The sequence below is a fragment of the Micromonospora sp. NPDC049171 genome (genome assembly GCF_040648275.1).
Lineage (GTDB): Bacteria > Actinomycetota > Actinomycetes > Mycobacteriales > Micromonosporaceae > Micromonospora.
Genome location: NZ_JBEZDJ010000012.1, coordinates 144,051 through 162,067, shown reverse-complemented (window position 1 = coordinate 162,067; position 18,017 = coordinate 144,051). Strand labels below are relative to the sequence as shown.

The 18,017-nt window shown below is 71.5% G+C and carries 16 protein-coding genes and 1 tRNA gene; 8 read left to right on the top strand and 9 right to left on the bottom strand.

What is annotated here, in order from left to right:
- Nucleotides 1-19 precede the first annotated feature (19 nt).
- Nucleotides 20-92 (top strand) — tRNA-Ala (locus AB0B14_RS17350).
- Nucleotides 93-194: 102 nt separating this feature from the next.
- Here the strand turns inward: AB0B14_RS17350 and AB0B14_RS17345 are convergent.
- The 7 genes from AB0B14_RS17345 to AB0B14_RS17315 all read right to left on the bottom strand — a co-directional run bounded on the left by AB0B14_RS17345 (nucleotide 195) and on the right by AB0B14_RS17315 (nucleotide 8,690).
- Nucleotides 195-1,406, bottom strand: coding sequence for a HAMP domain-containing sensor histidine kinase (locus AB0B14_RS17345; protein WP_357522977.1), 1,212 nt, complete (start codon nucleotides 1,404-1,406; stop codon nucleotides 195-197).
- Nucleotides 1,403-2,059: a response regulator transcription factor gene (locus AB0B14_RS17340; protein ID WP_357071816.1), complete on the bottom strand. Its 657-nt coding sequence runs from the start codon at nucleotides 2,057-2,059 to the stop codon at nucleotides 1,403-1,405. The genes AB0B14_RS17345 and AB0B14_RS17340 overlap by 4 nt, the downstream gene beginning before the upstream one ends.
- A gap of 64 nt (nucleotides 2,060-2,123) precedes the next feature.
- Nucleotides 2,124-3,383, bottom strand: coding sequence for a cation:proton antiporter (locus AB0B14_RS17335; protein ID WP_357071819.1), 1,260 nt, complete (start codon nucleotides 3,381-3,383; stop codon nucleotides 2,124-2,126).
- Nucleotides 3,380-4,633, bottom strand: coding sequence for a cytochrome P450 (locus tag AB0B14_RS17330; RefSeq protein ID WP_357522976.1), 1,254 nt, complete (start codon nucleotides 4,631-4,633; stop codon nucleotides 3,380-3,382). The genes AB0B14_RS17335 and AB0B14_RS17330 overlap by 4 nt, the downstream gene beginning before the upstream one ends.
- Complete coding sequence (locus AB0B14_RS17325; protein ID WP_357522975.1) at nucleotides 4,630-5,619, bottom strand: alpha-hydroxy acid oxidase; 990 nt, start codon at nucleotides 5,617-5,619, stop codon at nucleotides 4,630-4,632. The genes AB0B14_RS17330 and AB0B14_RS17325 overlap by 4 nt, the downstream gene beginning before the upstream one ends.
- A 1-nt stretch (nucleotide 5,620) precedes the next feature.
- Nucleotides 5,621-7,186: an NAD(P)-binding domain-containing protein gene (locus tag AB0B14_RS17320; RefSeq protein ID WP_357522974.1), complete on the bottom strand. Its 1,566-nt coding sequence runs from the start codon at nucleotides 7,184-7,186 to the stop codon at nucleotides 5,621-5,623.
- Nucleotides 7,176-8,690 (bottom strand): aromatic amino acid ammonia-lyase, encoded by a 1,515-nt coding sequence (locus AB0B14_RS17315; RefSeq protein ID WP_357522973.1) that lies wholly within the window; start codon nucleotides 8,688-8,690, stop codon nucleotides 7,176-7,178. The genes AB0B14_RS17320 and AB0B14_RS17315 overlap by 11 nt, the downstream gene beginning before the upstream one ends.
- A 63-nt stretch (nucleotides 8,691-8,753) precedes the next feature.
- Between AB0B14_RS17315 and AB0B14_RS17310 the strand changes: the two genes are divergently transcribed.
- The gene (locus AB0B14_RS17310) at nucleotides 8,754-10,292 is read left to right on the top strand and encodes an NAD(P)-binding domain-containing protein (RefSeq protein WP_357522972.1); all 1,539 of its coding nucleotides are present in this window, start codon (nucleotides 8,754-8,756) and stop codon (nucleotides 10,290-10,292) included.
- Nucleotides 10,282-11,673 carry a fatty acid--CoA ligase family protein gene (locus AB0B14_RS17305; RefSeq protein ID WP_357522971.1) on the top strand — a complete coding sequence of 464 codons (1,392 nt, stop codon included), beginning with the start codon at nucleotides 10,282-10,284 and terminating at the stop codon, nucleotides 11,671-11,673. Before AB0B14_RS17310 ends, AB0B14_RS17305 begins: the two co-directional genes overlap by 11 nt.
- Nucleotides 11,674-11,752: 79 nt before the next feature.
- Here AB0B14_RS17305 and AB0B14_RS17300 read toward each other — a convergent pair whose 3' ends face one another.
- Nucleotides 11,753-11,875, bottom strand: coding sequence for a 50S ribosomal protein L36 (locus tag AB0B14_RS17300; RefSeq protein WP_357071839.1), 123 nt, complete (start codon nucleotides 11,873-11,875; stop codon nucleotides 11,753-11,755).
- Nucleotides 11,876-12,020: 145 nt separating this feature from the next.
- Here AB0B14_RS17300 and AB0B14_RS17295 point away from each other — a divergent pair, with 145 nt between their 5' ends.
- Nucleotides 12,021-12,932, top strand: coding sequence for a lytic polysaccharide monooxygenase (locus AB0B14_RS17295; protein WP_357522970.1), 912 nt, complete (start codon nucleotides 12,021-12,023; stop codon nucleotides 12,930-12,932).
- A 19-nt stretch (nucleotides 12,933-12,951) separates the two neighbouring features.
- On the opposite strand, the gene mgrA is transcribed toward AB0B14_RS17295, so the two are convergent.
- A complete protein-coding gene (gene mgrA, locus AB0B14_RS17290) occupies nucleotides 12,952-13,947 on the bottom strand; it encodes an L-glyceraldehyde 3-phosphate reductase (protein WP_357522969.1) in 996 nt (331 codons plus the stop codon).
- A 70-nt stretch (nucleotides 13,948-14,017) separates the two neighbouring features.
- Between mgrA and AB0B14_RS17285 the strand changes: the two genes are divergently transcribed.
- From AB0B14_RS17285 to AB0B14_RS17270, 4 genes are read left to right on the top strand one after another with little or no spacing between them, the layout of a single operon-like run.
- A complete protein-coding gene (locus tag AB0B14_RS17285) occupies nucleotides 14,018-14,560 on the top strand; it encodes a hemerythrin domain-containing protein (protein ID WP_357522968.1) in 543 nt (180 codons plus the stop codon).
- Between the two features lie 55 nt (nucleotides 14,561-14,615).
- Complete coding sequence (locus AB0B14_RS17280; RefSeq protein WP_357522967.1) at nucleotides 14,616-15,860, top strand: histidine kinase; 1,245 nt, start codon at nucleotides 14,616-14,618, stop codon at nucleotides 15,858-15,860.
- Complete coding sequence (locus AB0B14_RS17275; protein ID WP_357522966.1) at nucleotides 15,857-16,507, top strand: response regulator transcription factor; 651 nt, start codon at nucleotides 15,857-15,859, stop codon at nucleotides 16,505-16,507. Before AB0B14_RS17280 ends, AB0B14_RS17275 begins: the two co-directional genes overlap by 4 nt.
- Nucleotides 16,508-16,555: 48 nt before the next feature.
- Entirely contained in the window at nucleotides 16,556-18,016 is a 1,461-nt protein-coding gene (locus AB0B14_RS17270) for a sigma 54-interacting transcriptional regulator (RefSeq protein WP_357522965.1), read from the top strand.
- Nucleotide 18,017: the final 1 nt, after the last annotated feature.

Genomic DNA, 18,017 nt, shown 5'->3' with positions numbered 1-18,017 from the left:
GCGACCGGGACGACAGCAAGGGGCCGTGGCGCAGCTGGTAGCGCACCACACTGGCAGTGTGGGGGTCAGGGGTTCGAGTCCCCTCGGCTCCACCTTGTTGTAGCAGGTCAAGGGCTTGCTCGCTGATCGTGGCGAGTGAGCCCTTGATCATTTGAACCCCATTCGACCCCGGACGGGGTCGGCCGTGCGGGGAGTCAGCCCGTAACGGCCCGTGGCGGAATCGTCGGTAGCCGGACGGTGAAGGTCGCTCCGGCGCCGGGCCGGCTGTCGGTGGAGATCGTCCCGCCGTGGCTGGTCACCACCTCGCGCAGGAGGGCCAGGCCCAGACCGAAGCGCCGGTCCTGGGCCCCGGCCCCGCGGTGGAAGCGGTCGAAGAGGTGTTCGGCGTCGGCGGGGTCGAAGCCGGCTCCGCTGTCCGTGACCACCAGGTCCGCGCCGCGTCGGGAGGTGCGTAGGGCGACGTCGATGCGGCCGCCGGTCGGGGTGTGGGTGAGGGCGTTGGCGAGCAGTTCGCCGACCATGCGGCGCAGGGCCGAGGCGATGCCGGGGACGAGGACCGGAGTTTCCGGGACCGACAGGTGCAGCTGGACGCCCTGCTCCGCGGCGCGGTCGGCCTCGCAGTCGACGGCCTGGGCGGCGAGGAGGGCCAGGTTGACGGGCTCGGAGGGGTGCCGGTCGGCCGGGGTGGCGGCGAGGCGGGCGGAGAGCAGGAGCTCGTCGACGATCTCGCCGAGGCGGTGGGTGGTCTCGATCAGGCGGTCGTAGTCGGGGCGGTTGGCGCCGGCGCGCCGGGCCAGGATCTGGGCGCGGGTGTGGACCTGTGCGATGGGGGTGCGCAACTCGTGGCTGGCGTCGGCGACGAAGCGGCGCTGCCGGCCGAGCGCCTCGGCGAGCGGTGCCACGGCTCGGCGACCCACGACGATGCCCGTGAAAACCGCCGCGGCGAGGCCGACCACCGCCGCGAGGAGGAACGCGGCGAGCAGGTGACGCCGGTCGGAGAGCTGAAAGCGCGCGTCGAACACCGCTTGCACGATGCCCGTGCCACGAGGCTGGGTGCGGACGTAGTAGGTCGTGCCGTTGCGGTCGACCTTGTCGCTGCGGACCTGGTGGTCGAGGGCCACCGCGTCGATGGCGGACTGCAGCGGGAAGCCCGGCGGGGGCGGGTTCCGGCCCGAGTCGGTGCGGTTGCCGTCGTACAGGATGATCCAGCTGCAGCCCGGTGGCCCGGCGATGGTGCCGTGGACCGCGCCGTAGTTGAGCTCTCGTTCGATCTGTTCGTGCTGGTAGCGCAGCAGTGCCGCGTAGGAGATGGCGGCGCCCAGGGCGAGCAGCGCCGTCATGGTGAGTCCGACGAGCAGACTGACCCGCGCCCTGGTCCGGCGCAGCATGGTGTCCTCGAAGCTCACAGGGTGCCCAGCCGGTAGCCGAGGCCGTGCACGGTCCGGATCACCGAGCGGCCGAGCTTGCGGCGTAGGTAGTAGACGTACGTGTCGACCAGGGACGCCGCGCCCGCCTCGTCGAAGACCCGGCTGCGCAGCTCGGAGCGGGAGTGGACGGTGTACGGCCGGGCCGCGAGGACCCGCAGCAGCTCGAACTCGCGTGCGGACAGGGCGATCCGGGTGCCGTCGGGCAGGACGGCGTCGCGCACGGAGAGGTCGAGCTGGCCCGACCCGAGCCGCAGCACCTCGGTGGACTCGGTGGTCCGGCGACAGAGGGCCCGGATGCGGGCGCTCAACTCGTCCAGGTCGAAGGGCTTCGTCAGGTAGTCATCGGCGCCCGCGTCGAGGCCGGCGACCCGGTCCTCGACGGTGCCGAGCGCGGTCAGCAGCAGTGCCCGGGCGACCACCGCCCGAGCGCGCAGCCGGACGACCAGGTCCAGCCCGTCGAGGGCGGGTAGGCGTCGGTCGATCACCATGACGTCGTACGGCCGGGTGAGCCCCAGGTGCAGGCCGCGCTGGCCGTCGGGGGCCTGGTCGACGACGTATCCCTCGCCGGTCAGTGTCTCCGCCACCATGCCGCGTAGTTCCGAGTCGTCCTCGACGAGCAGGAGTCGAGTCATACAGCGATGGTGACAGATTGATAAGTGTCATTGTCTGTGAAACTTGTCTCCTCAAACAAACAAGTTAGGGGGTTCCGGCGGGCACGAGCGACGGTGTAGGAGCGGGCACGCGTGCCTCGCGCCGTTCGATCCAGGTGAGCAGCGGCGTCGTCATGAGAGTCGTGACGAGCGCGACCACCACCAGCACCGTGAACAGCGACGGGTTCACGATGCCCGCCTCCAGTCCCACGTTCAGGGCGATCAGCTGCATCAGGCCCCGGGCGTTCATGAGGGCGCCGACGCGCAGCGCGACGCCGTTCGGCTCGCCGCGCATCCGGGCCGCGGCCCAGCAGGCGCCGAACTTGCCGACGATAGCCACGCTCACGCACGCCACGGCGAAGCCCAGTACGGCGAGGTTGCCCAGCAGTGCGAACTCGGTGCGCAGCCCGGAGAAGGTGAAGAACAGCGGCAGGAACACCGTCGCGGCGATCGGCGTCAACGTGTCGACCACCTTGTCGGTCTGCTCCGAGCGCGGCATCACCACGCCGACCGCGAAGGCGCCGAAGACGGCGTAGAGCCCGATCTCGTCGGTGTACCAGGCGACCAGGAAGAGCAGCGCCACCGTGCCGAGCAACCGGGCGCGGTCACTCGGGAGCCCCATGACGAAGCCGGTCACCCGCCGCCCACCCAGCCACAGCACCACTCCGAACAGCACCGCGCCACCGGCGGTGACCAGGGCCGGGCCGGCGGCACCCGAGGCGAACGCCAGCACCGCGGCCAGCATGATCCACGCGACCATGTCGTCGATCGCGCCGCTGGCCAGGGCGAGCAACCCGTGGCGGGTGCCGGTCTGGCCGCGCTCGGTGATGATCCGGGCGAGCATGGGGAAGGCCGTGATCGCCAGCGCCACGCCGACGAACGCCGCGGACACACCGAGCGACACGCCGTCCGCGCGGATCGGGACGAAGCCCGCCATGCCCACGACCAACAGGACCCCCAGCACCAGCGGAGCGGTGACACCCGCGAGGGACACCGCTCCCGCGGTGCCCGCGAGCCCGGTCACCCGGTGGGAGGTGAAGGCGTACCCGGCCTGGAACATGAACAGCACCAGGCCGACCTGGCCGACCACGTACAGGATCGGCAGCAGCGGCGTGGGGAAGAGCGCGGCCTGCGCGCCCGGCCAGAACAGGCCGAGCAGCGACGGGCCGAGCAGCACCCCGGCGAGCATCTCGCTCACGACGGGAGGCTGGCCCACCTTGCCCAGGAGCCAGGAGACCAGCTTGCAGAAGAGCAGAATGACCGCTACCGCGATGAAGAACCGCGGGGCGAGTTCGGTGGGGGTCATGCGCTGGCCTCCTCGAAGAATCGGGTGCACAACTTCTGTCGTCGGCTGTCGACGACCATCCAGGTACCGCAGACCAACTGCTTGACCGAGCGCCCCACGTCGAAGATCCGGTCGCGCTGCCGCATGAGGGCGAGCCGGTTGCGGCCGGGACCGGGAAGACCCCGGGGCGTCAGGTACGCGGGCCCCCGACTCGGCAGCGAGCGGGTGTGCGCTACCGACGAGCTGATCGAGAAGCGCCGCAGCACCTCCCGGGTCGCCGCGCGTAGCTGGACGGGGGCCGAGCCGCGCGCCGGACAGGCCCGGTTGGCAGTCACGCCGTACGGAATGAAGTGGGCGTCCTGCCGGCGCAACGACAGCCAGCGCTCCGGGTCGAACTCGTCGTCCGCGGCCGGACCGGTGCGCTGGTAGGCCCGATAGTTGAAGAGCAGGACGGACCCGGTGGGGAGGACGTGCTCGCCCACGGTGATGGGTCCGGAGGTGATCCGGTGCGCGATGCCGAAGAGCGGGTAGACCCGGAGCGTTTCGTCGATGATCCGGTCGAGCGATTCGTCCGAGGTGTCCGTGCCGGACTTGCAGCACAGCAGGATGTGCGCCATGGCCTCCGACATCTGCACCACTGCCGTGTTGAAGAACGCGCCCTGCAGGTACCAGGCGGTCTCCAGGGCGGTGAAGGGCGGCGGCAGCACCACCGGGCACGTTCCCGCGACGATCCGGTCCAGCAGGTAGCGAGTCAGACGAACCCGCCGGGACATGTGCCGCAGACCCATCCCCTTCAGGGCGGTCACCACGTCGTCCGCGTTCGCCACGATGAGATCGCGGACGTCGCGCGGGCAGGACGCGCCGAACACCAGCTCGTACGAGACCTCGGCCCAGACCGGCATCATCAGGTCACGTAGTCGCACGTGGCTGATCCGGTCGGCCGGGAGCGCGTCGAGGATCCGCCGGGTCGCGGCCGTCGCCCGCTCGTCGGAGCGCGCGTGCCCGCTGGCGAGCACCTGTCGGGTCGTCCGGGCGACCGTCCGGTACCGCTCGCCGGGCTCAAGGTGTTCCTGGTGCATCTGCGGACCGGGCGCGAGCCAGTACCAGAAGAGGTCGGACAGGCCGGCCCCGCGGCTGCGCCCGTCGGCGGCCGGATCGCCGTACACCCGCTCGAAGTCCTCCGGCCCCACCAGCGGCCCGGGGACGGGAACGCCCTCCGTCCCGTTGACCCGCTCGAAGATCCACTCTCGGAGGTCGACCACCGCCTTCACCGGATCGCCACCTGGTCGGGCGTCAGGTCGGCCGGCCGCCGCGCTCCGGCCAGGGCGAGGGCCTGATCCAGCTCGGTGGTGAGTCGATCGAGAACCTCCCGTACGCCCACCGCCCCGCCCGCCGCGAGCGCCCGCACCACCGGACGCCCCACCAGCACCGCCCCGGCCCCGAGCGCCAGCGCGATCACCACGTCGGTGCCGCAGCGCACACCCCCGTCGAGCAGCACCGGGATCTGGCCACCCACGGCTGCCACGACCGCGGGCAGCGCGTCGAGCGTGGGAATCGTCCCGTCGAGCTGTCGTCCACCGTGGTTGGACACGATCACACCGGCGGCGCCGTGCTCGACCGCGAGGCGGGCATCGGCGGGATGCAGGACGCCCTTGAGCAGGATCGGTAGTCCCGTGACGCCGCGCAGCCACGCGATCCGATCCCAGCCCGCCGTCGCGTCCATCGCGATCGGGCGCACCCGGCCGGTCGCGTCGCGCATGTTCGCGCAGGCGTAGCCGGGCGGCAGGTCCGTGAAGCCGTTGCGCCTGTCACGCTCGCGCCGTCCGAACACCGGGGAGTCCACGGTCACCACGAGCGCCCGGCAGCCGGCCGACTCGGCGCGCTTGACCACGTACTCGGTGAAGTCGAGGTCGGGTTGCGGGTACAGCTGGAACCACAGCGCTCCGCCCACCGCCGCGATCTCCTCGACCGGCTGGGTGGCGGCCATGCTGACCACCATCGCCGTGCCGGCCGCCGCGGCCCCCCGCGCGGTGGCCGCCTCGCCGTCCGGGTGCGCGAGCCGATGAAAGGCCGTCGGAGCGACCAGGACCGGCGCGGCCAGCGACGTGCCGGCCACGGTGACCCGCAGGTCCCGCTCGCCGGTCGCCCGCAGCACCCGGGGCACGATCCACCGTCGCTCGAAGGCCCGCTCGTTGGCGGCCAGGGTGCGTTCCCGCCCGGCCCCGCCCTCGAAGAAGTCCTGGTGAACCGGGTCCATGTCAGCCCTCGGCGCCGGCGAGGCAGCGACTCATGAACTCGCGCAGCGGCCGGACGTGGACGTCGGGCCGGTCCCACTGGTTCTCCAGGTTCTCGGCGAGGTGGTGCGTGCTGACCAGTTGACCCTCGCGGTGGTAACGCACGACCGGGTGCAGGTACGCCGCGTCGTGCGCCTGCCCCACGACGTCCTGGGCCACCCGGGCCACGGTGATGTCGAACGGGTCGACCTGGTCGTGGTCGGGGCCGTACTCCAGCGTGATCACGAACGCCTGGTCGTGGTCGTGCTCGGCGGTGCGCAGGCCGGTCGACTGGAAGTAGTCCACCGGCACCTCCTCGTGGTAGCGGGCCTCGGGTCCGGCGATGGTGAGCACGTCGGCGAGGAACCCGAACTGCTGCCACAGGGCCGAGGTGCGGTTGATCCGCTCGATCACGGCCGCGGTCATGGCCGCCGGCTCGGCGGCGAGCGTGTCGGACGGCCAGGCCGTGGCGTCGTACCGGCGGGAGAGGATCCGGTGCAGTGCGCGTACGGCGTAGCGGAAGCCGTGCACGAAACCGCTCGTGGACTTCTTGAAGTCGCGTGCCTGGGAGATCGTTCCGGCGAAGAACAGCCCCGGAACGTTCACCGACTCCCAGGCCTCGGTCTGCGCCGGGAAACGGTCGGAGATGGTGAGCTGCGGCCGGGCCGAGGAGTCGAAGATCGAGTCGTCGAAACGGAATCCGGTACACGCCAGCACCCGGTCGTACCGCAGTTCCTTTACGACCTCGTTCGCCCGCGAGAAGCTGAACACGACCTTGTAACCCGTGCCGTCGCGTTCGATGCTCTGGACCGTGCCGTCGAGGATCGCGTTTGCCGACTTGAGCTGATAGGTGTCCAGGAAGTTGTTGTTCACCGCGCGCAGGTGCCCGACGTAGTGGGTGCGCCACGCCATCCGGACCGAGCTGGGCCCCGCGAGGTGGATCAGCGTCGTGGTCTCCATGAGGTTCTCGGCGGTCTCGAAGGCGGAGTTTCCCTTGCCGATGATCAGCACCCTCTGGTCGAGGTAGTCCCGTGGCTCGACGCTCATCACGTCGTACCCCTCGGCCAGGTCGAATCCTGGAATGTCCGGCTGGTAGGTCTTCGACACGCCGGTGGCGACGATCACCGCGCGGGCCTCCCAGCGCCGGTCACCTGCCTCGACCGTGAACACGTCGTCGTGCTTGGACACCCGGGTCACCCGGGTGCCGTAACTGACCTTGACGCCGGTCTTCGCCGCGAAGTCCGCGAGGTACCGCACCATCACGTCGGCATCGGGGAAGTACCGCTCGGTGTACTGCGTGAACAGCAGCGCCGGGTCGTCGGTGAGCAGGGAGTTCCAGTCGAGTCGCAGATTCAGCTCGGGATCGTCCGTGCCCGTGTGCGGTTTGTTGATCGAGATGAGTTGGCGGTGCCGCGGATAGGTGGCGAAGAACGCCCCCGGCCCGTCGGCGCCCTCCACCACCAGATAGTCACGCTTGCCCTCGGCCTCGAGCAGGGCGGCGAGTTGAAGACCGGCCGGACCGGCCCCGATGATCAGGTAATCAAGCGTCACGGCGCTCACCGTACGAGTGGGAAATCAGAGAGATTTCAAGCTCTTCCAGAATGTCGGCCGCTCTTCGCACGTCGGTGTCGAGCGGCCGGTCCGGGTCGATCGGTGCGATCTCCTCCAGGGCCCGCAGGGTGCGGTCACAGCCCGCCGCCGTGGGCCGGCGCGCCCCGACGTGCACCGCCTGGCGCAGCCCGAGCCCGAGCGAACCGGTGATCAGGCGCAGCAGTTCCGCCTGGTCCAGGGCGCGGAGCGCGGCCTGCGTGCCGAGCGGGATCACGTCCTGGTTGTGCAGGTTGGTGGGGAGGCTCTGCAGGCTTGCCGGCACGGAGTCGCGCCTGATCTCGGCGATGAGCGCGGTCGACGCGAGCTGGACACCCTGCAACCCGTGCTGCTGACCGGGTCCGGCCGCGAGCATCGGCGGCAGTCCGCCGTTGCGCCCGGGATCCACGAGCAGGTCGAGTTGGCGTTCGGCGAGGTTGCCGACCTGGGCGATCACCATGGTCAGGACGTCGGCGGCGAACGCGGCGGGTTGGCCGAAGAAGTTGCCGCCGTGCACGACCTTGTCGTCGGCCGGGAAGAACAGCGGGTTGTCGCTCACCCCGCCGAGGTCCGCCGCCACGACGCCGTCGACATAACGCAGGGCGTCCTCGGCCGCTCCGAGCAACTGCGGCGCGCAGCGGATGCTGTAGGGCTCCTGCAACGGTCTGGTGCCGGACTCTCGCAGGCCGGCGGAGGCCGCCCGCATCGCGGCGCCGACCTCGATGGCGCCCGGGTGACCGTAGGCGGCGAGGAGGGCCGGATCGAGGAACTGTGGATCGCAGCCGAGCAGGTCGGCGAGCAGGCAGGTGAGCGTCTGCACCACGCGGTGCGAGGTGCGGACCCGGCCCAGGGCGAGGGCCAGCGCCGCCGTGGTGAGCGACGTGCCGTTGACAAGCGCGAGTGCGTCCCGGCCGTCGAGCGGCAGCGGCTCCAGGCCGGCCTTCGTCAGGGCTTCCGCGGCGGGCATCCGGACGCCGTCCAGGTAGGCGTGCCCGCGACCGCGCAGCGCCTGGGCGGCGGCACCGAGCGGGATCAGGTCACCACTGGCTCCCACCGAGCCGAATCGGGGCATCGCCGGCGTGAACGTCGTGCCGAGCATGGCCGCGAGCGCGTCGATCACGTGCGGCGAGACCCCCGACGCGCCCTGGGCCAGGGACCAGGCGCGCACCAGCAGCGTCGCGCGTACGACATCCGGGGCGAGGTCCGGGCCCTGGCCCGCCCCGAGGTGGGCGAGGGTGTTGTCGGCCTGGTCGCGCTGGTCGGCTCGGCCCGCGTAGCCGACCAGCGCCCCGAAGCCGGTGGTGGCACCGTAGATTGCCCGGTCGTCGCCGAGTGCCTTGCCGAGGAACGTGCGGCCGGTCGTCACGCGGGCCCGCACCTCGTCGCCGAGCACGACCGCGACCGGGCCTGCCGCGACGCGCAGGTCGGCGAGGCGCAGCGGCGCTGCCAAATCCACCTTAATCGTCATGGGAGCGGATGCTAGAGGCAATTTCTCAGAGCGCTCTGAAATTGCCTCAGTAAATTGCGGCGCATGACGCACGATTGCCTGATCATTGGAGCCGGGCCGGCCGGCCTGCAGCTCGCGGCCCTGCTCGAGCGCGACGGTCACGACTACGTGGTGCTGGAGGGCGGCCCACGGGCGGGCACATTCTTCGAGACCTATCCCCGGCACCGCAAGCTGATCTCGATCAACAAGGTGTGGACCGGGTCGACCGATCCGGAGTTCAATCTACGGTCGGACTGGAACTCCTTGCTGACCGACGATCCGGGGATGCTCTTCAAGTACTACAGCACGCGCTACTTCCCCGCCGCGGAGGATCTCGTGCGTTATCTCGCCGACTTCGCGCGGGGTTTGAACGTCGTCTACGACACCCGGGTGACCTCGGTGTCGAAGACCGACGACGTGTTCACCGTGCGGGCCGGCGACCGCAGTTGGACGGCACGCAGAGTCGTCGTCGCCACCGGCGTCTCCCAGCTCTACCAGCCGCCGATCGAGGGCGCGGACCTGGCCGAGCGCTACGACACCGTCAGTGTCGACCCCGCCGATTTCGTCAACCAGCGCGTGTTGATCATCGGTAAGGGCAACTCGGCCTTCGAGACCGCGGACGCGCTCGTCGAGACCGCCGCCACGATTCACGTCGCCGGGCCGCACTCGATCAGGCTGGCCTGGCAGACCCATTACGTCGGGCACCTGCGCGCGGTGAACAACAACTTCCTGGACACTTATCAGCTGAAGTCCCAGAACGCCGTACTCGATGGCACGGTGGAGCAGATCAGCCAGCGGGAGGGCGGCGGATTCCGGGTGCTTTTCCGGTACGCCCGGACGGTCGAGAATCTGCGCGAACTGGAGTACGACCGGGTCATCCTCTGCACCGGATTCCGCTTCGACGCGTCCGTCTTCGCCGAGTCCGCCCGACCGGACTTGGTCATCAAGGATCGGTTCCCGGCGCAGACGCCGGCCTTCGAGTCGGTGAACGTCCCCGGTCTCTACTTCGCCGGCACCCTCAGCCAGCAGCGTGATTTCAAGAAGTCCACGAACGGCTTCATCCACGGCTTCCGCTACGCCACCCGCGCCCTGCACCACATCCTCCGCGAGCGGCACCACGGGCAGCCCTGGCCGTCCCGGCATATCCCCCCGACGCCCGAGGCGATCGCCGATTCGATCATCGCCCGGGTCAACGTGAGCTCCGCGCTGTGGCAGCAGTTCTCGGTGCTCGGCGATGTCGTCACCGTCGAGGACGACACCGCCCGCTACCGCGAGGAGGTGCCGGTCGCCTATCTGCGGGACGCGGAGCCGGACGTGTTCGCGTTCCTGGTCACCCTGGAGTACGGCCCCGACCACGACCAGGTCGACCCGTTCGACATCACCGTGCCGCGCCCGGCCGAGAACGACGCGACCGCCGCGCACGACGCCAGCTATCTCCACCCCGTCGTCCGGGTGCTGCGCGACGGGCAGGTCATCGCCGAGCACCACCTGGCGGAGAACCTGGAAAACCAGTGGGACCTGCCGACCGTGCACCGGCAACCCCTGGAGGTCTTCGTCAAGGGCGTCCTCGCCGATGCCCGCTGACGTCTGGCCGCAGCCCGTCCTCGACCTCCTGGCCGCCGGCGGGGACCGGCCGGTCTTCGAGGACGGGCCGACCGTCACGACCGCTTCGGCGATGGCGGGTCTGATCCGGCGCGTCGCGGCCGGGCTGCGCTCGTCCGGCGCCGGGCCCGGAGTGGGTGTCACTCTCGACCTGCCGGTCACCGCCCCCGCCTTCGCCGCCACGATCGCCGCCTTCGCCGTCGGGGCCCGGGTGTCCGGGTGGCGTGCCGACCTGAGCCCGGCACAGCTGTCCGGCTCCCTCGTGGTCGACTCGGCTCGACTGGCCGCGCTCACCGAGCATCCCGACGACGGGCTCCCACTCGTCGCGGCGGGACGGGCCGAGGAGCCCGCGCGGATCATCTGGACCAGCGGCAGCACGGGGACACCGAAGGGTGTGGTGCAGACCTATGCGGCGATGTCGGCGGCCTGGGTTCCGTACCCGGACCGATGGCCGCCGGCCATCGCCGACCTGGCCACCCGGATGCGGCGCTACCTGGTCTTCGGCTCGCTGGCCAGTCAGGTGATGCTGGAGTACGGCATCCTCGCCCTCGCGGCGGGCGGCACCCTCGTCGTGGCGCCCCAGCCGGTCTTCCCGGCTGCCCTCGTCGAACACCGGGCCACCGCGAGCGTGATCACCGTCGGCAAGCTGCACCAGCTGATCCGGGACCAGCGCGCCAACCCGGTGGACCTGCGGCACCTGCGGGCGCTGATGGTCTCCGGCTCGCCACTCGCGCCGGGCCGGCTGGCGGAGGCGCTCGACGTGCTCGGCCCGGTGCTCTTCCACGGCTACGGACAGACCGAAACGTCGATGATCTCCATGGTGACGCCCGCCGAGATGCTGACCGACGCGGCCACGCTCGCCACGGTCGGTCGTCCGGCCGTGGACGTCTCCGTTCGCGGCGGCGAGATCTATGTCCGCACACCCGCGCAGGCATCGTCGTACTGGCAGGACCCGGACGAGTCGGCCGAGGTGTTCGTGGACGGCTGGGTGCGTACCCGTGACCTGGGGGAGTTGGGCGCCGACGGATACCTGCGGCTGCTCGGACGGGCGCGGGACGTGATCATCGTCAACGCGCAGATGGTCCACGCCGGGCCCGTGGAGCGGGCGCTCGCCGCCGACGACGCGGTCGCCGAAGCGTACGTCGTCGGGCGTCCGGACGAGATGACCGGCGAGGCCGTGCACGCCTACGTGGTGCCGGTGGCCGGGAGAACGCCCGATCCGGACGTGTTGCGCAAGCTGGTGGCCGTACGGGTGCACGATCTCGCGGTGCCACGAACCGTCACGGTCATCGACCGCGTCCCACTCGCGCCCAGCGGCAAACCGGACAAGAGTCAACTCCCACCGCCCGATGACGAGGTGTGAGGGGGCGGACATGCCAACCGCCCTGACCGGAGGACCCGGTCAGGGCGGTTGTCGACTGTATGTCCGGTAAGGGCGGGGGTCAGCCCTGGCGGCTCTTCCACTGCGGGTTGGCGCGGTTGACCACGACCACCCGGCCACGACGGCGGACCACCACCGAACCCGGCTTCTGCTTCAGTGCACGCAACGAGGTACGTACCTTCATGTCTGCCTCCTCGGTCTCAGCGGTTCCGAGTATCGAAACGCCGCGCCCACCCCGGGGATTCCCGCGGCCTGCGTGGGGGTCACCAACGGCCGACATCGAACCTTTGCCCTCCGCCGGCCGTACCAGTGGGCGGGAGGTCAACCTCATGACCGTACGCCGGCTCCTCGCCATGGTGCTGGTCGCTGCCGCGACCGTGCCGCTGGCCGCCACACCCGCCGCCGCGCACGGCGCCCCGACCGACCCGATCAGCCGGGCCGCGGCCTGCGGACCCGAGGGCCGGTACGCGGCCACCGCCGCCTGCCGGGCCGCTGTCGAAGCGGGCGCCGCCGTCCGGGAGTGGGACAACGTACGGGTCGCCGCGATCAACGGGCGGGACCGGGAGCGGATCCCGGACGGCGAGTTGTGCAGCGGTGGGTTGTCCGCGTACCGGGGGTTGGACCTGCCCCGCACCGACTGGCCGTCCACCGAGCTGAGCGCGGGCGCGAAGTTCACCTTCCGGTATCGGACCACCATCGCGCACCGGGGCACCTTCCGGCTCTACGTCACCACCTCCGGGTACGACCCCACAGCGCCCCTGACCTGGGCGGACCTCGAAGCACGCCCGTTTCTGACGCTCACCGACCCGCCGGTGCGGGCCGGGGCGTACCAGTTGGCGGGGCGGCTGCCGGCGAAGCGCGAGGGTCGACACCTGATCTACACGATCTGGCAGAACTCGAACACCCCGGACACCTACTACTCCTGCTCGGACGTGGTGTTCCGAGGTGCCAAGGTCAAGGCCACCCCGCCGAAGGGCGCCGCGGCCGCGCCGCGTACCGCCGCGAGTGGGCCGGCCGCCACCGACCCGGCGGAGGTGGCGGCGGCGGCCGACCCGGGCGTGCCGGTGGCGTCGGTGACCGACCTCGGCGCTCGCTGGCCGGTGCTCGCCGGTGCCGCCACCGTGCTGGTCCTGGCGCTGCTGATCGGCGCGGGGCGGCGACGCCGCAGCGGCACCGCACCACCCCCGGGCCGGCAGTGCGAGGTGCGCAACCACCGCGTCGGGCGGCGCCGGATCTGGTGACCCGGCCCGCCCGCGCCGGTCAGCCCAGCAGCCCGTCGATCTCGGCCAACTCCTCGGCGGTGAAGTCGAGGTTGTCCAGCGCGGCGATGTTCGTCTCCAACTGCTCGACGCTGCTCGCCCCGATGATCAGGCTGGTCATCCGTGGGTCGCGCAGCGCCCAGGCGAGGGCGAGCTGAGCCAGGGACTGGCCGCGCCGCTCGGCGACCGCGCCGAGACCCCGGATGGTGGTCATCTTCTCGTCGCTGAGGTCGCTCTCGTTGAGGAAGACACTCGTGCGGACCCGCGAGTCGGCCGGGATGCCACCCAGGTAGCGGTCGGTCAGCAGGCCCTGGGCCAGCGGACTGTACGCGATGCATCCCGCGCCGACCCGCTCCAGCGTGTCGAGCAGGCCGTCGGACTCGGTCCAGCGGTTGAGCATCGAGTACGACGGCTGGTTGATCAGCAACGGCGTACCCAGCTCGCCCAGGATCGCGGCGGCGCGCGCGGTCTGCTCCGAGTCGTAGTTCGAGATGCCGACGTAGAGCGCCTTGCCGGAGCGGACGATCGCGTCCAGCGCGCCCATCGTCTCCTCGATCGGGGTCTCCGGGTCGAACCGGTGCGAGTAGAAGATGTCGACGTAGTCGAGCCCCATCCGGCCCAGCGACTGGTCCAGCGAGGAGATCAGGTTCTTGCGCGAGCCCCACTCGCCGTACGGGCCGGGCCACATCAGGTAGCCGGCCTTGCTGGAGATGACCAACTCGTCCCGGTACGGCTTCAGGTCGGTGGCGAGCAGCCGACCGAAGTTCTCCTCCGCCGCGCCGGGCGGCGGCCCGTAGTTGTTGGCCAGGTCGAAGTGGGTGACCCCCAGGTCGAAGGCACGCCGGACGATGTCGCGCTGCCTGTCGAACGGGCGGTCCGGGCCGAAGTTGTGCCACAGCCCGAGGGAGACGGCGGGCAGTCGCAGGCCGCTGCGTCCGCTGCGCCGATAGGTCATGGTGTCGTAGCGGTCATCCGCGGCGAGGTAGGTCACGATCATGAGCCTAACTCCGGCCCGGGGTGCCCGGGATCAGGCGTGCGAACCAGGACATCGGGGTAGTTTCGACGCCATGCGGTTCGCGCCGCTCCGCCGGCCCGACGGGAAAGTGAGCACAGTGGACGACATCACCGCACTGATCCTGGACGACCACGCCGCCTTCCGGCGCGGCTTCGCCCGCCTCGACGACGCCCGCGACGAGCAGGAGCTACTCGCCATCTGGGACGCCCTCGCCCTGCACCTGGACATCCACGCCGAGGCGGAGGAGGCGATCCTCTACCCGCACCTGGTCAAGCACGGCGACGACGGCGAGGACGAGACCGCCGACGCGATCGGCGACCACAACAAGATCCGAGACGCCATCGCCGAGGCGAAGCTGCACCCGGTCGGCTCGGATCAGTGGTGGGCGGCGGTCGGCACGGCCCGCCGGGAGAACAGCGAACACCTGGCCGAGGAGGAGGACGAGGCGCTGCCCGACTTCCGCCGGCACGCCAGCACCGACCTCCGCGCCGAGCTGGGCCAACGCTGGCTGACCTTCTACGGCGAGCACAAGAACGGCCGCAACCTTCCGTTCCGCGACAAGGACCCACAGCAGTACGTGGCCGACCACCGCTGAGATCTCCCCGGCGCGGGGGAGTCGCCGCAGCCGATCCCACCCGCAGAATGACGGGGTGACCCTCCGAGCGGCACTGGCCCCGCTGGTCGCCGGCACCACCTGGCGACGCGGCGTGTTCCTGCTGCTCGGTGGGGTGCTGGCACTGCCGTACGGGGTGCTCGCGGTGACCTTCGCCGAGATGCTCACCGCCTCGGAGATCCCCCGATCCCTGGTGTACGCGCTGCTGGTCGTCGCGGCGCTGATCGCCGTGGTGCCACTGCTGCTGGACGGCAGCCGGGCCCTGGAGATCGCCGCCGTGCGGGCGTTGCTCGGCGTCGACCTGCCCGAGCCGGCACTGGGGCACCGCGGCGACCGGGAGACCCGACTGCGCAGCGCGCTCTGGATCGCCACCCACCTCATCGTCGGCGCGCTGGTGATGCTCGCGCTGTTCAGTGCCCTGCCGATGGCGCTGGCCTTCATCGCCCAGCAGTTCGGCATCGGCACCGAGCTGACCAGCCGGGAACGGTTCGGTCCGCTGGACGGGCGGGACAGCGGCTGGCTGACCCTGACCGGGGTGGCCCTGCTCGTCGGCCTCGGCTACGCGGTCGCGGGGCTCGGCGCGCTCGCCGGTCTGATGGCGCCGGTGCTGCTCGGCCCCGCGCAGGCGGAACGGATCGCCGCCCTGGAGGCGCGGGCCACCCGGCTCGCCGAACGCAACCGGCTGGCCCGGGAGCTGCACGACTCGGTCGGTCACGCGCTGACCGTCGCCACCCTCCAGGCCGGCGCCGCACGCCAGGTCCTCGACACCGACCCGGAGTTCGTCCGGCGGGCGCTCACCGCCATCGAAGACGTCGGCCGGACCGCCATGGACGAGCTGGACCACGTGCTCGGGCTGCTCCGGGACGCCGGCGGCGGGACCCGGGCGGTGACGCCGCAGCGTACCCTCGCCGACCTGGACCGGCTGGTCACCGACACCCGCGCCACCGGGCTGACCGTGCACGCGCATCGCGTCGGCGACCCGACACGGCTGCCCCCGGCGGTCTCCCGGGAGGGCTACCGGATCGTCCAGGAAGGACTGACGAACGCCGCCCGGTACGGCCACGGGCCGGTGACGGTGCGGCTGGACCTGCACCCGGGGGCGCTGGAGTTGGAGTTGGTCAACGCCATACGCCAGCCCGACCGGGCCGAGCTGGGCCGGCCCGGCCGAGGTCTGGACGGGATGCGGGAGCGGGTGCTGCTGCTCGGCGGCCGGATCACCGTGGGGCCGGACGGCGACCGCTGGCTGATCCGGGCCCGCCTGCCGTACGAGGAGACGACATGACGACCGGGGTGCTGATCGTCGACGACGACGAGTTGATCCGCGTCGGGCTGCGCGCCATCATCGACGCCCAACCCGACCTGCGGGTGCTCGCCGAGGCCGCCGACGGCGCCGAGGTGCCCCCGCTTGTCGCCCGGCACCGGCCGGACGTGGTGCTGATGGACGTGCGGATGCCCGGCATCGACGGCATCCAGGCCACCCGGCATCTGCTGGGCACCTCCGCCAACCCGCCCCGGGTGCTGGTGGTCACCACGTTCGCCAACGACGAGTACGTCTACGAGGCGTTGCGCGCCGGAGCCTCCGGTTTCCTGCTCAAACGGGCCCGGCCCGTCGAGGTGGTGGAGGCGGTCCGGGTGGTCGCGGCGGGGGAGTCGCTGCTGTTCCCGGCCGCGATCCGGCAGCTCGTCGGGGCGTACGGGCCGGTCGGCGGCGACCGGCTGCGCGCCGCCCGACTCACCGAACGGGAGGCCGAGGTGCTGCGGTTGATGAGCACCGGCCGGTCCAACCCGGAGATCGCCGCGCACCTGGTGGTCGGGGTGGAGACCGTCAAGACGCACGTCGGCAACGTGCTGGCCAAGCTGGGCGCCCGCGACCGCACCCAGGCGGTCATCGCCGCCTACGAGTCCGGCTTCGTCACCCCGTCCGGCTGACCGGTCCCTCCCCTGATGCCCGGGGCACCCGTGCGAATGTGAGCTAGCGTGGGTCGGGTGACTGCGTCTAACCCGGTAATCCCGGTCCCACCGGCCGACCTGCCCGGCACGCTCGGCGCGCTTCGGGCAGCCGGTCACCAGTACCGCACCGTCAAGCAGGAACTCCGCGACAACCTTCTCGCCCGGATGCGCTCCGGCGAGGCCCGTTTCCCCGGCATCGTCGGCTACGACGACAGCGTGCTGCCCGAGGTCGAGCGGGCCCTGCTCGCCGGGCACGACATGGTGCTGCTCGGCGAACGCGGCCAGGGCAAGACCCGACTGATCCGCGCGCTCGGCGCACTGCTCGACGAGTGGACCCCGGTCATCCCCGGCTCGGTGCTCAACGAGCACCCCCTGCACCCGCTCACCCCCGCGTCCCGCGCCCAGGCCGCCGAGGCCGGCGACGACCTGCCGATCGGCTGGCTGCACCGCTCGATGCGCTACGGCGAGAAGCTCGCCACCCCGGACACCAGCGTCGGCGACCTGATCGGTGACGTCGACCCGATCCGGATCGCCCAGGGCCGCACCCTCGGTGACCCGGAGACCATCCACTTCGGGCTGGTGCCGCGCACCAACCGGGGCATCTTCGCCGTCAACGAGCTGCCCGACCTGGCCGAACGCATCCAGGTTGCCCTGCTCAACGTCCTGGAGGAGCGGGACATCCAGGTTCGCGGCTACCAGCTGCGGCTGCCGCTGGACCTGCTCCTGGTGGCCAGCGCCAACCCGGACGACTACACCAACCGGGGCCGGATCATCACCCCGCTCAAGGACCGGTTCGGCGCGGAGATCCGCACCCACTACCCGCTCGACCTGGAGTTGGAGCTGGCGTTGATCCGGCAGGAGGCCGACCTGGTCGCCGCCGTGCCGGAGCACGTGCTGGAGGTGCTGGCCCGCTTCGCCCGCGCGGTGCGCGAGTCGCCCTCGGTGGACCCGCGCTCCGGTGTCTCCGCCCGGTTCGCCATCGCCGCCGCCGAGACGGTCGCCGGTGCCGCGCTGCGCCGCGCCGGCCTGCTCGCCGGTGCCGGCACCGCGGAGGGCCGCCCCGAGGCCGCGGTGGCCCGGGTCGGCGACGCGGTGTCGGTGACCAGCACGCTGCGCGGCAAGGTGGAGTTCGAGAGCGGCGAGGAGGGGCGGGAGATCGAGATCCTCGCCCACCTGCTGCGTACCGCGACCGCCGAGACGTTCCGCGCCCACCTGGCCGGGCTGGACCTGTCCGGCTTCACCGCGCTCGTCGAGGACGGCGCGGCGATCGAGACCGGTGAGCTGGTCAGCGCCGCCGAGCTGCTGCGGCAGGTCGGCACCGTGCCCGGCCTGGCGAAGGTTCTCGACCGGCTCGACCTAGGCGACGCGCCCAGCCCGGAGGAGGCGGCCGCCGCCGTCGAGTTCGTGCTGGAGGGGCTGCACCTGACCCGCCGGCTCGGCAAGGACGTCACCGACTCGGGGCGCACCGTCTACGGCGGCCGGGGCTGAC

Bases quoted from the DNA above. Each gene is read 5' to 3' on its own strand.
- AB0B14_RS17340 (WP_357071816.1), bottom strand. From the start codon at position 2,059: ATGACTCGACTCCTGCTCGTCGAGGACGACTCGGAACTACGCGGCATG.
- AB0B14_RS17335 (WP_357071819.1), bottom strand. From the start codon at position 3,383: ATGACCCCCACCGAACTCGCCCCGCGGTTCTTCATCGCGGTAGCGGTC.
- AB0B14_RS17325 (WP_357522975.1), bottom strand. From the start codon at position 5,619: ATGGACCCGGTTCACCAGGACTTCTTCGAGGGCGGGGCCGGGCGGGAA.
- AB0B14_RS17315 (WP_357522973.1), bottom strand. From the start codon at position 8,690: ATGACGATTAAGGTGGATTTGGCAGCGCCGCTGCGCCTCGCCGACCTG.
- AB0B14_RS17310 (WP_357522972.1), top strand. From the start codon at position 8,754: ATGACGCACGATTGCCTGATCATTGGAGCCGGGCCGGCCGGCCTGCAG.
- AB0B14_RS17305 (WP_357522971.1), top strand. From the start codon at position 10,282: ATGCCCGCTGACGTCTGGCCGCAGCCCGTCCTCGACCTCCTGGCCGCC.
- AB0B14_RS17300 (WP_357071839.1), bottom strand. From the start codon at position 11,875: ATGAAGGTACGTACCTCGTTGCGTGCACTGAAGCAGAAGCCGGGTTCG.
- AB0B14_RS17295 (WP_357522970.1), top strand. From the start codon at position 12,021: ATGACCGTACGCCGGCTCCTCGCCATGGTGCTGGTCGCTGCCGCGACC.
- mgrA (WP_357522969.1), bottom strand. From the start codon at position 13,947: ATGATCGTGACCTACCTCGCCGCGGATGACCGCTACGACACCATGACC.
- AB0B14_RS17285 (WP_357522968.1), top strand. From the start codon at position 14,018: ATGCGGTTCGCGCCGCTCCGCCGGCCCGACGGGAAAGTGAGCACAGTG.
- AB0B14_RS17275 (WP_357522966.1), top strand. From the start codon at position 15,857: ATGACGACCGGGGTGCTGATCGTCGACGACGACGAGTTGATCCGCGTC.